The 11,630-nt window shown below is 58.1% G+C and carries 10 protein-coding genes; 7 read left to right on the forward strand and 3 right to left on the reverse strand.

Annotated features, from left to right (window positions below; genetic code table 11):
* Window positions 1–197: 197 nt before the first annotated feature.
* On the reverse strand, window positions 198–1,784 hold the full coding sequence (locus Pan181_RS20305) for a right-handed parallel beta-helix repeat-containing protein (protein WP_145249535.1): 1,587 nt from the start codon (window positions 1,782–1,784) through the stop codon (window positions 198–200).
* Between the two features lie 391 nt (window positions 1,785–2,175).
* Here Pan181_RS20305 and aroH point away from each other — a divergent pair, with 391 nt between their 5' ends.
* The 7 genes from aroH to Pan181_RS20340 all read left to right on the forward strand — a co-directional run bounded on the left by aroH (window position 2,176) and on the right by Pan181_RS20340 (window position 8,321).
* A complete protein-coding gene (aroH, locus tag Pan181_RS20310) occupies window positions 2,176–2,601 on the forward strand; it encodes a chorismate mutase (protein WP_145249537.1) in 426 nt (141 codons plus the stop codon).
* A 53-nt stretch (window positions 2,602–2,654) separates the two neighbouring features.
* A complete protein-coding gene (locus tag Pan181_RS20315) occupies window positions 2,655–3,221 on the forward strand; it encodes an Hsp70 family protein (RefSeq protein ID WP_145249539.1) in 567 nt (188 codons plus the stop codon).
* Between the two features lie 71 nt (window positions 3,222–3,292).
* A complete protein-coding gene (locus tag Pan181_RS20320; RefSeq protein ID WP_145244898.1) occupies window positions 3,293–4,234 on the forward strand; it encodes an IS5 family transposase in 942 nt (313 codons plus the stop codon).
* Window positions 4,119–5,447 carry an Hsp70 family protein gene (locus Pan181_RS20325; protein WP_145249541.1) on the forward strand — a complete coding sequence of 443 codons (1,329 nt, stop codon included), beginning with the start codon at window positions 4,119–4,121 and terminating at the stop codon, window positions 5,445–5,447. The genes Pan181_RS20320 and Pan181_RS20325 overlap by 116 nt, the downstream gene beginning before the upstream one ends.
* Window positions 5,440–6,603: a hypothetical protein gene (locus Pan181_RS20330; protein WP_145249543.1), complete on the forward strand. Its 1,164-nt coding sequence runs from the start codon at window positions 5,440–5,442 to the stop codon at window positions 6,601–6,603. The genes Pan181_RS20325 and Pan181_RS20330 overlap by 8 nt, the downstream gene beginning before the upstream one ends.
* Window positions 6,604–6,632: 29 nt before the next feature.
* Entirely contained in the window at window positions 6,633–7,091 is a 459-nt protein-coding gene (locus Pan181_RS20335) for a J domain-containing protein (RefSeq protein WP_145249545.1), read from the forward strand.
* Between the two features lie 114 nt (window positions 7,092–7,205).
* Window positions 7,206–8,321, forward strand: a complete 1,116-nt coding sequence (locus tag Pan181_RS20340) for a hypothetical protein (protein ID WP_145249547.1) — start codon at window positions 7,206–7,208, stop codon at window positions 8,319–8,321.
* A gap of 1,058 nt (window positions 8,322–9,379) precedes the next feature.
* Here the strand turns inward: Pan181_RS20340 and Pan181_RS20345 are convergent.
* Window positions 9,380–10,264 (reverse strand): endonuclease/exonuclease/phosphatase family protein, encoded by an 885-nt coding sequence (locus Pan181_RS20345; protein WP_145249549.1) that lies wholly within the window; start codon window positions 10,262–10,264, stop codon window positions 9,380–9,382.
* Between the two features lie 99 nt (window positions 10,265–10,363).
* Window positions 10,364–11,275 carry a hydroxypyruvate isomerase family protein gene (locus Pan181_RS20350; protein ID WP_145249550.1) on the reverse strand — a complete coding sequence of 304 codons (912 nt, stop codon included), beginning with the start codon at window positions 11,273–11,275 and terminating at the stop codon, window positions 10,364–10,366.
* Window positions 11,276–11,630: the final 355 nt, after the last annotated feature.

The raw sequence follows: 11,630 nt of genomic DNA on the forward strand, positions 1-11,630 counted from the left end.
CTTCTAAAACCCTATAAAACAAGGGCCTAATTTCTTTGCCAGATTGAGCCCTCCCCCATTGGACCTCGCTTGGTTCGGACGAATCTCAACCTCGTCGAACAGAAATCGGGCGCGAATTCGAACTCTCAACATGGCAAATCAACGCGCGAACAATCATCCATCGCGCGACATCGTCGCTGGTTGTCGCGCCGCAAAGTTTACCGAGCCATTACTAGATACACTGCCACGCACATCGCGGTGCATGCGATCGAGCTCGGTTCGGGCACCGAATGCATCTGCGAATCTCCAGGCAACCTCGACGCGACCGCGAGTTGGTCTCTCCAAATCGTGTAGTCCGCCAGATCAACGATGCCACTGCCGTTGCCGTCGGCGAGTGGAGTTCCCGTGTGCCCGAACTGCTGTTTCCACAACCGATAGTCCTCTGCATCGACCACGGCGTTACGATCGTAGTCGCCGGGAAGTTGCGGGATGGCGGAAGAAACACCCGGTAAAACAAGGATCATTTGCGACTGAGGCGAGAGCGTCACCTCGTTATTCTCTAGCGGAGTAAAGCTCCAATCGCCGGTCAGTGGATCAGCAGCCAGCGGATCGAAGTGAGCGTTTTCGCCAGGCGTGGCGACGAGCAGGTTCGGAGAACCGGCGATCTCCATCGCTTCATTCGCCTGGTTAGGCGATGCGTTCACGACCCAATGCCCCCAGGGAAAGTCCCAACGTATTTGGTCGCCGACCCGCGGAACGTTGATCGCCCCATACACTCCATCGATCTCGGTCGTAGGCAAGTCGATGTTCGTCGCTCCTCCGGCGTTCTGCCATTGATTGCGAGCGAAGGTGAACGTGTCGGGCAGGGTCTCGGCTCCGACGTTCGCCGCGCGACTCCATCCAGCGGTCGAGTCGTACTCGATCACGTTATCCACTAACACACCGTTTTGGGTGTCGACGATGTTGTTCCCAGCGTTTTCGTTGAGAATACGCATGGTCCACTTACCGGTGTTCTGCAACCAGTTGTGGTGGAACACACCCCCATCGATGTTCACCCACGAAACGGGAGCGAGGGCGCCAACCACGATGTTGCCGGCCGCGACGATGTTGGCCGCTTCGTAGTCGGAGTCGCCATCGATGAAGCGAAAGTACTCGGGCCCCGTGGAACCGCCGGCCTGGATCGCCCGACCTTCGCCGGCTCCCATTTCGAACCGGTTCGCGTAGATCGCGATGTTTTTGCTCCCCCCTTTTGGCCGCACCCCGCTGCTCGCGCCGCTCGCATGGCGGAAGATCGAGTTCTGAATCACCCCGTTGTGCGACCCCACTGGATCGATAGCGCTACCGCCGGAGCCCCAGTTTTCGACCAGCACGCGATCGATCATGAAACCAGTGACGCCGGAGAGCTTGATGCCATCGAAATTACCCCCCTGCTGCATGTCGCGAACGGTAAGATGGCGAAGCGTTATGTCGGTGGAGGGGGTTTCGTACGAGCCTCCGTCGTCGATATTCAAACCGTTGCCAGTCTGGCCTTCGAAGATGAGATGCTCGAGTGTCACGCTCGTGGCGTCGCTCAGCTGCAGCCCAAAGCTTCCTCCCTGGAAGACAGCAGGCTGTTCCGGATTCACGCTAGTTATCGTGACTCCGGAGAGCCCACTGCGCGAGAATCCACCGGAATAGACTCCGGGAGCCAACCGGATGACATCGCCCGACTCGGCGGCTGCCAGGGCGGTGGAGAACTCGCTATTGCTGGCAACCAGCAACTCATCGGCCAGCGCGGCAGTGGAGAGCCCTAGCGCGAGAACCAACGAGCAAGCTCGCGGCCAATTTATCCACCAGTGCAAAGAGGTTGCGCGGCCAGACATATGTGCTGCTCCAGCGACAAGGTTTACCCAAAGCGTCTGACCGATATTCTCGCGCCGGTCGAGCGGTGGGTCAAGAAAAACCGGGCGAATGGTAGCATCGCTGCTGTTTCGCGTTAGGCAGCAACAGACTGGTTTGGCTGGAGAAACGCGACTCAAAGCACTAGTGGAGCGAATTCAGACATCCTGGCGCGAATAGCTCCGATCCCCCCATCTGTCGGCCGCGAATCCACGGTGAGAGTTGAGTTTCTCGGCAACGAGACGCTATGAATTGGCCACCTTTTTGGGTAGTCTGAAAGGGGGTCATTTTCCTTAAAACATAGCCTTTGGTACCAGTATGCCTTGTCGTGGCGTCCGTGGCGCAACTACCGTCGAGAACAACGAGCGCGAAGAGATCCTCCGCGCGACGCGTGAACTTCTAGCCTTGATCATCCGTCATAACGGAATCAAGAAGCAGGACGTTGCGAGTGCGTTTTTTAGCACCACGATTGATCTCGACGCCGAATTCCCCGCCTTGGCTGCGCGGCAACTCGGGTGGTGCGATGTACCGCTGTTGTGCGGGCACGAGATTCACGTGCCTGGTTCGCTGGAAAAATGCATCCGTGTTCTGTTGCACTGGAACACCGACAAGGCTCAAGATGAAGTGCACCACGTCTACCACCGCCAGGCCGAGCGTCTGCGTCCCGACCTGTGCGATGTGCCGCCGGTGGACTTGAAAGAACTCGAAGCCTGGATCGACGAGCAAATGCGGGCCAACGAGTAGTCGCCCGACCGGCGAGCGGCGACCTACTACCGACACAACAGCATAAGCGTTCCATGTCTTACATCATCGGCATCGATCTAGGCACCACCAACTCGCTGTGCGGGGTTTTTCTGGGCGACTCGCCTCGATTGATTCCCAACTCGTTGGGCAAAATGCTGACCCCCTCGGTGGTCGGTGTTCTGGAAGATGGCCAGGTGCTGGTAGGCGAGGCTGCCCGCGACCTGCGTGTGACTCAGCCCGAGCGATGCGCGTCGACCTTCAAGCGTTTGATGGGTAGCGACTCGCGCGTGGAGCTGGCCGGCCGGGTGTTTACCGCCCCAGAGCTATCGAGCCTAGTGCTCGGATCGCTGAAGGCCGATGCTGAGAAGTTCCTGGCCGAGGAAGTCACCGAGGCGGTGATTACCGTGCCGGCTTACTTTAACGACAACCAGCGCAAAGCCACCAAAGTGGCCGGCGAACTCGCCGGGCTTCGGGTGCGCCGGATCATTAACGAACCAACCGCGGCCGCGCTAACCTACGGGTTCCATGATCGCGACGCTGAAAAGAAGCTGATCGTCGTCGACCTCGGCGGTGGCACCTTCGACGTCACCCTGATGGAGGTGTTCGAAGGGCCTTGTTGAACAATTAGTCACAAACCTCCGTAAAAACTAACGTGGAATGGAACCACGTACCTTTTTTACGGAGATCGAACATGGCTACGAAAGAAAAACGAACCTACAAAGTCACGAACTGGAAGGAGTATAACAAGTCGCTCATCGAGCGTGGAAACATCACTATTTGGTTTAGCGACGAGGCGTTGGAGAACTGGGAACATCCTAACGACCAGACAAAAGTCGGTCGCCCTTTTGTCTTCAGCGATACGGCGATCGAGTGCTTGCTGACGATTCGCGAACTGCTGAAACTTCCCTATCGGCAGACTGAGGGATTCGGCCGCTCGCTGGTGGCGATGTTGGGCGTCGAGGCAGCGATTCCCAATTATTCTTCGCTCGCCAAGCGAGCCAGCAAGCTGAATGTTTCGCTCGATATCGCTAACAAGAGGGGCGACATCGATATCGTGGTGGATAGCACCGGCATGAAAGTGTTTGGCGAGGGCGAATGGAAGATGCGGACGCATGGCAAGTCGAAGCGGCGGACATGGCGGAAGCTGCATTTGTCGGTGAATCCTGACACCCGCGAGATTGTGGCGGAGATTTTGACCGAGAACAGTTGCCACGATGCCGATGCGGTTCCCGAAATGCTGGAGCAGGTGGAGCAGCCCGTAAAAAAGTTTCACGGCGACGGTAGTTACGACAAGTGGAAGGTTTATGAAGGGCTGGAATCCGAAGGCATTGAGCCGGTGATTCCGCCGCAGCACAACGCCAAGATCAAACAACATGGCAACTCTGCGGAGGAGCCTTTGCCCCGGGACGAGGCAATTCGTCAGATTCGACGCAAGGGGCGTAGGAGTTGGAAAGAGGAAGTGGGCTATCATCGTAGAAGCTTGGCGGAAACGACCATGTACCGAGTGAAACAAAGCTTTGGGAGCCATCTCAAAAACCGAGTATTCGAAAACCAACAAACGGAAGCCCGCTTGCGCTGTAAAATCATCAATCAATTCACCCAACTCGGGCTTCCACAGTTCGAGTGGAGTTAGTCAACAAGGCCTGTTCGAAGGCACACTCGAGATCATCTCGACCTCCGGCGAGAGCTTTCTCGGCGGCGAGGACTTCACCAATCGCCTGGTGTCGCTCATCCTGCAAAAGCAGGGGCTGCAATTCGAAATCGCCGAGATGCAACAGCCGCTGCGGGTCGCCCGATTGCGACAATTGTGCGAAGACGCCAAGCGCAAGCTGACCGACGAGGCCGAAGTGCAGGTGAAGCTGCCGGAAGAAAACGGAGCTGTTCCTGAGAATGCCAAAACGGTCAAAATCTCTCGCGAAGCGTTCGCTACGGCCGTGAAGCCGCTGCTCGATCGCATCGCTGGACCTATCGGCAAAGCACTTCGCGACGGTCGTACCGAGGCCGAGGAGGTGGACGACGTGATTCTGGTCGGTGGAGCGACGCGGATGTTGCCGCTGGCCGATTTTGTCCGCGACTACTTTGGCAGCGAGCCGCAAGCGCTGTTCAACCCCGACGAAGTCGTCTGCCTGGGCGCGGCGGTGCAAGCGGCTTTGATTGCCGACAATCGCGCTGTCGACGACATGGTGATGACCGACGTCTGCCCGTTCACGCTCGGCGTGAACATCGCGAAGGACATGGGTGGCCAGATCCGAGCGGGCTACTTCGAGCCGATTATCCATCGCAACACCACCATCCCGGTGTCGAAGGAGCACGTGTTCAGCACGATCAGCCCCAACCAGAGCGAAGTGCAGGTAGAGGTCTACCAAGGCGAAAACCGCAAGGTCGAGAAGAACCTGAAGATCGGCGAGCTCCGCGTGACCGGCGTCCCCCCCGGACCGGCTGGCCAAGAAGTGTTCATCCGCTTCACCTACGATCTGAACGGGCTGCTGGAAGTGGAAGCCTACGTCGGCGACAGCGACCACAAGTTCTCCACGGTGCTCACGCAGCATGCGGCCGACCTGACCGAAAAGGAAATGAAAGAGGCGGTCGCCAACCTGCAGACGCTCAAGTACTATCCCCGCGAAGACATGGCAAACCAGAAGCTGCTGCGTTTCGCCGAGCGGATGGTTGGCGAGATTAGCCCCTTCCAGCGGGAACAATTCGAGGCCGCGATCGACATGTTCGAGCAGGCCATGAGCTCCGGCGATCGCGAGACGGTGGAAGCGGCTCGCAACACCCTGGAACAAATCCTCTCGATGTTGGGAATCGACTTCGAAGGGCAAATTGGGGATCACGGCGATGAGTAACGCTTCGCCGCAGGTGGTGAACTACCTGCAACACCAGCTTTCGCGAAATCCCGTCAGCCAGGGTGGCGACATCATCGCACTGCGTGCCAAGGCGTTCAAACTCAACAAAACAAGACCCGGCAGCGACGCCTCGTCGTCGGCCCCCACCAACGTTTCCGATCGGCAACGGGTCAAGCGAAAGCTTGAGCGCATTCGCAGTGCCTGCTTCACCGGCGACGTTGCCGACCTGCAAAATCAGATCAACCACCTGTCGCTGGAAGATCATCCCGACCTGGCCGCGCTCGGCAAACGCCTGCAGATTGTGCTCAACAGTCGCGGCAAATTGCCAGCGCTATTAGGCGATAAACGGTTTGATGGCGACTTCTTTAGCTGCCTGAAAAAGGTGCTGGTCGAGCCCTCCCGCGACGTCGCGGTGCTTCGCGAGCAGGTGCTCAGTTCGTTCCGCCATCGCACGAATCGCAAACGCGGCCAGGCGATGATCTGCCTGATCAAGGAAGAACTGCCTGCGCTCTACGAACTGGAGCACGACTGGCTCGAGTCGCTGCTCCGTTTTAACGGGCGGAGCGCCAAGGCGGCGGTCGCTACTAGTTCCAATACGGTCGGTTCGAGTTCTGGCAGTAGCAGCAGTGGGTGGCCGATCTGGATGCTCATTTTCCTGATCGGCCCGCTGGCGCGGGGGTGCATACGCATCGCGAACATGGACTCCCCCAGCAAATCGCGATCTAGTTACTCGGCCCCCTCGAACTATACGCCGCCGCGATCGGACATCGATCCAACAAGTTCGAATGCGAGTAGCAGTGCTGCCCAGAGAATCGAGGAGCTCAACCAGCAAATGCGGGAGTTGAGGGAGTCAGCGACCTCGGGACTCAATCCGCCAGATTCGTTTAATTCGCCGGCCAACGATGCCTTTGAGCGCATGCGGAAGACGCAGGAAGAGAGTCGGCAACGCATGGAGGAATTGCGGCAACGCAGCAACTTCGGGCGGGGCGACCCCTTCGACGATAGCTCGTCGAACGACATCTACACTCCACGCACGATCCCTTCGCGGCAGATACCTTCACGCATGGGCCCATCGACCGGTCGTTCGCCATCGAACATCCCTCGGCCGAACACGACTCGACCGACGGCGCCTGGCTACACGCCTCCTCACTTCTGATTTGACCTGAATCCTCCGAACCTAGCGCCATGGCCGCACCGCCCGATGCTCCCCAATGGGATCTGCTTCCCCACGACCCCATCGGGTTCTTTGAACTCGAAGAGGGGTTCGGGCGCAAGGACCTGAAGCGGGCGTACAATCGGTTGTTGCGGGTTTATAAGCCGGAGAAGTTTCCGCAAGAGTTTCAGAAGATTCGCAGCGCTTACGAGGAACTCGACGAGCAACTTCGCTACCACGGTGGGGCGACCAAGCGGCAACGTTCGGCGGTTCCGCAGGACTGGCAAACCGACGCCGAGCCGGCAACCAATCGCGAGTCGGCCGCCGGCTCCGGCCAGACAGTCGGCCAGCCAGCACCGAAGACCAAGCGGCTGGTGGATCGCGTAGCCGACGAATCGCCGGCCAAACTATTCGCGGAACTCAAGGAACGAGCGGACAAGTCGCCCTACGAGTACTACGCGCTCGCGTTGCTTTCGGACCTGGTCGAGTAGTCCCCCACCAGTTTTGGCAAGTGGATTATCGAAGGCATCGCCAACCACCGGCAGGACGGGGCCCTCAAACAACTGCTGCACGAGTACTTTCGCGGCCCACAATCTGGCAAGCTGTTGCTCAAGCTGCTGCCGCTGGCGGCCAAGGCGATCCGCACCGACGAGTTCTATCCGATCACCGAACCCGCCTGGCAAGTGGTGATGCAGGAGTGCGATTTCTACGAGTTCTCCAGCACCTTCGATCGCTGCGAGGCCGAACTACGCGACTCGCACATCGTCGGCCGCATGGCGTTCTTGATCCACATGCTCAAGAGTGCGATGTGGCGCGACACCGAAGTCGAAGGCTGGTCGGCCAAGCAGTTCGCGTTTGTCGAAGAGAACTTTGAGAGCATTCCCCCCTGGCTCGAGTGGGATGTCGAACTGCTGTCGCTCGCCCGCGAGTACTTGGCGGTGCGTCATCAGTTCGCCCAGGGGTCGTCGCTGCGGGCGAAGATGGATGCTGCGTTGCAGGACTATTTCAGCCAGTCGCAGGAGATCGGCGACCGCTCAATCGTGGCCGTGCAGATGGAGATCCTCGCCCGCAACGAAGCCTTGATGGCCGAGTTCCCCATCGACCAAGGCGACCTGTTTCACAAGTTCTACCCCATTTGGGCGTGGGCCTCGCACGACGTGGCCGAGCGACAGTCGATCTCGACCGAGCATGAGATCAACGAGAACATCTGGGCGAGCCGCGCCGACGCGTTGCTCAATCGCCTGGAGCAAGAGTGCAACGGCTCGCGCATCGGTTGGCTCTGGTCGGCCGCGCTGGTCGGTCGGGTCGTGCTGCTCGGTGTCGTGGGACTGGTAGCCATGATGCTAGGCTATATGCTCGGCAGCGTCATTGCCACGATTCTTGGAGTGATCTTCGGCGACAAAGGACTCGATGGCGGCCTCATCGTGGCTGGGTTTATCGCGGTTGCCAGCGCGATCGCGACCCCTTGGCTATTGAATTCGACGCTCGACAACAAACTGTGGTTTCCGCTGAACGCGAAGTTCGCGACCCAGTGCTATCAGCAATCATGGCGGCGCGAGCTGATGGACTTCCAGCGACGCTCCCACGTGCCCGACGGGTTCTTCCGCGCGCTGTTCCATCACTTCGCCGACAAAAGCGCTACGGCCTCGTGGATTAACGAGTTTGTGCAACAAGACTTCGCCCCCGCCCTACTAGCCGGCGCTCAGAAGTACGAAGCGTAAGGATGCAAACGCTTCCCAGCCGCCAAGGAGACGGTTTTCTTCAAGCCTCGGATGAACACCGATCATCACGGATGGGATAGCCTCTTGGGCTTCGTCCACCGACAACTGGGCGTGGAGTGTTTTGCGGAGTGGCGATATGCAGTGCGCCCCCGCTATTGGTGCTACCCAGATGCTCCGCGGACTCTGCGACTCTGCGTGCTGGTTTGATTCTCGTGCCGTTCTCTGGTGCTACCCTCCCCGGGCCTGATAGCCCGACCCGCGTCTCTTTATTGGCCGCAAGCGGGAGGGCAGGTGGTGGTCTGAGTCTGCTTGGATCCTTATCCGTCTCCATTATCTAATTGGGTTGGGTACAAGCCGCAGTCGGATTTGAAACAGTGAGGGGCGTTTTCCGCTTCCCACCTCCCCGGCCCTGAGAGGCCGACCCTCCGCCAGCGGAGGGTGAATTTGGTGCTTGGATTCTCTCCAGATTTCACTGGGAATTGGCCACCTGTGATGCTCTAATGGACAGGTATCGAGTTATCCTTTGTTTGTGGTCAGTAGTCCGTAGTTGGAGGATGGAGAGATGTAACCGAGAGGACATGAAATCCACTGAAACCATCTACCACGCAATCGCGCTGTAGGAGCGGTCTCTGACCGCGATTTCGGTTGCGTGGGGGTTCGCTGCTGCGCGGTTGCCAAAGCTTTAGGCTGTAAGCTCTAAGCTGCAGGCTAGATCTTTCGGTCGCTGGAAGCTCCTTCAAGATGACATTCCGCAATCCGCAATCCCCAATCGTGTCCCTACCCAAAAATAGTTTCCCATGGGTGGGAATCTATTTTGGGTATCTATCGCGGAGGTGTTGATGCAACTTCATAGCTACCAACGACTTGCGACAAGTGCGCAGCGGGAAAATAGATTCCCACTCGATGCGTTTTGGGAAATGGGAATCTATTCGGGCGCGAAAACCACTGGTTTTGTAGCGTGCGTGCAGATTCAATTTTCCCATCGATGGGAAAATTGGGAATCTATTTTCCCCGCGACCAAGCGGAGAGCTCGTGGTGCGTGCGTCGACCCGCGTGTACTACTTTTGGTCGTAGGTCATCTCGACGACGATCGGATAGTGATCCGAGGGGTAGACCCCGTTGAACGAGGTGCGGACGATCTCCGCCGAGGTGGGCAGCAAGCCCTTGCCGGCGAGCAGGTAGTCGATGCGTTCACCCTTGGTCTCGCCGGTGAAGCCGTTGAACGAGCGTTCGTCTTCCGATGGTTTGGTGTGCACCGCGCGATAGCAATCGACCAGCGGCACTCGCTTGTCCTCCAGCAGCAGCTTGACTGCTTTGTTTCCCGGGTTGGCGTTGAAGTCGCCCATTACGATCACGTTATCGACGATTCCCAGCTTGGCCAGATGATCGACGATCGCCTGGGCAGCGTACTCGCGAGCGGGTTGGCTGCGATGGTCCCAGTGGGCGTTGAGCACCAGGAGTTCGGCCTTCGAGTTTTTCAGATCCTTCAACCGCAACCACGAGGCAATGCGTGCACAAGCTGCATCGGGATGCTTGGCGCCCGCTTTGTCGGGCGTGCTGCAGAGCCAGAACGTTCCCTGGTCGACCACTTCGAAACGGTCGGCCCGATAGAGCAACGTGCAATGCTCGCCGGCCTGCTGGCCATCGTCGCGCCCCACGGAATAGCACTTATGAGCTTTCATGCGATCGCAAACCGACTGCACCTGGTGCGGCAGCGCTTCCTGCAGCCCGAGAAGGTCGGGATCGGCGGTCTCGACCACGTCGAGTACCAGGTCGCGACGGTTCTTGCCGTTCGCAGCAATCCACGGAGTTTCGGGCCCCGGCAACGACCGCTTGCCGCCATCGTAACGAATGTTGAAGGTCATCACCTTCAGTGGCTCGGCGGCCTTGATCGGAGCAGAAACAACCATCACGAGCAGCAGCAGAAATACCAGATACTTCATCTCAATTCGGGGGGTGCGAGTACACAAGTTGCAAATAGCCGGCGGGGAAACGGCCCCGCCGGCTATGGATTCTTTCACGTTATTACCGAATCGACAAGCTTAAAAGTCGTCGGCCGCACGGTAGGCATCGATCACCGCCTGGTCGCCTTCTTTGCCACGTTGGCTGTTGCCGTGCTCCATGCCCATGATGCCTTCGAAGCCCTTGGAGTGGATATGCTTGAAGACGTTGCGATAGTTGATTTCGCCGGTACCAGGCTCTTTGCGGCCGGGATTATCGCCGCATTGGAAGTAGCCGATTTCGGACCAGGCCATGTCGATGTTCGGAATCAGATTGCCTTCCTGAATCTGCTGGTGATAGATATCGAACAGAATCTTGCAGCTCGGACTATTCACCGCGCGACAGATCTCGTACGCCTGCGGAATCTTGGTGAGGAACAACCCAGGATGGTTGGCCCACCAGTTCAGTGGTTCGAGCACCATAACCAGGCCGTGCGGTTCAAGCACTTCGGCCAGTTCGCGCAGCAAGTCGATGCAGTTGGCGGTCTGGTAGCCCCACTCGAGATTGTTGACGCACGAGTCGGGAACCACGGTCATCCACTTGGCGTTCACCCGCTTGGCGACTTCGACACTGTCGCGAACTTCCTGCACCACCTTCTGGCGGGCATCCTTGTTCTTGGTCACAAACGCGTGATCGCCAAAGCTAGCATGAGCCACGAACACGCCCATGGTCATGCCGAGCGACTCCATGGTCTTGGCAATCTTGTCCTGGGTGTCTTTGGAGCGGCCTTTCATGCCGTTGTCCTCCCAGGCAGTGAAGCCCTGGTCGGCAGCGAACTTCAGCTGATCGACCATGTCGCCCCCCGCCAGGTTTTGGAGCATTCCGAAGTGCGGGGCGTATTTGAGTTTGAATGGGGTCGGCTTGACCGCTTCCTGGGCACTGGCCGATTGGCTCGCTACAGCGGTGGCTCCCAAAGCTGCAGCCGAAGAGGCAATAAAGTCACGTCGCTTCATGGTAGTTCAATCCTGGTCAAGAAAAACGAGTACTCCAGCAGGGCCATTCTAACTGAAGTTGAGCAGCGATGGGTAAGTCGCATCGATGGTCGAACCAAGCCGAGCACAAAGCGTTGCTCGCGCGGATGCCGAGTCGCAAAAGTCGAAAACCAGGGGTTTTCCCCCACAAAGACAACTCCACCAGGACCTCCCAAATCACCCAACATCACCTATTCAGATGAATTCTTTTGCTTTTTCTGTGACAAATTTAGGGGACCAGTCAGGAGAGAATCGAGCCGTTTTCGGCTCCTCAAAATCGACTTCAACTCGTTGTGAGACAACAACTTCAACTCAAACTCAGATTTGGCAAACTTGG

This window comes from Aeoliella mucimassa, assembly GCF_007748035.1.
Classification (GTDB): domain Bacteria; phylum Planctomycetota; class Planctomycetia; order Pirellulales; family Lacipirellulaceae; genus Aeoliella; species Aeoliella mucimassa.

Coding starts and splice junctions, on each gene's coding strand:
- Pan181_RS20345 (WP_145249549.1), bottom strand. CDS start 10,264: ATGAAGTATCTGGTATTTCTGCTGCTGCTCGTGATGGTTGTTTCTGCT.
- Pan181_RS20350 (WP_145249550.1), bottom strand. CDS start 11,275: ATGAAGCGACGTGACTTTATTGCCTCTTCGGCTGCAGCTTTGGGAGCC.
- aroH (WP_145249537.1), top strand. CDS start 2,176: ATGCCTTGTCGTGGCGTCCGTGGCGCAACTACCGTCGAGAACAACGAG.
- Pan181_RS20335 (WP_145249545.1), top strand. CDS start 6,633: ATGGCCGCACCGCCCGATGCTCCCCAATGGGATCTGCTTCCCCACGAC.
- Pan181_RS20330 (WP_145249543.1), top strand. CDS start 5,440: ATGAGTAACGCTTCGCCGCAGGTGGTGAACTACCTGCAACACCAGCTT.
- Pan181_RS20320 (WP_145244898.1), top strand. CDS start 3,293: ATGGCTACGAAAGAAAAACGAACCTACAAAGTCACGAACTGGAAGGAG.
- Pan181_RS20315 (WP_145249539.1), top strand. CDS start 2,655: ATGTCTTACATCATCGGCATCGATCTAGGCACCACCAACTCGCTGTGC.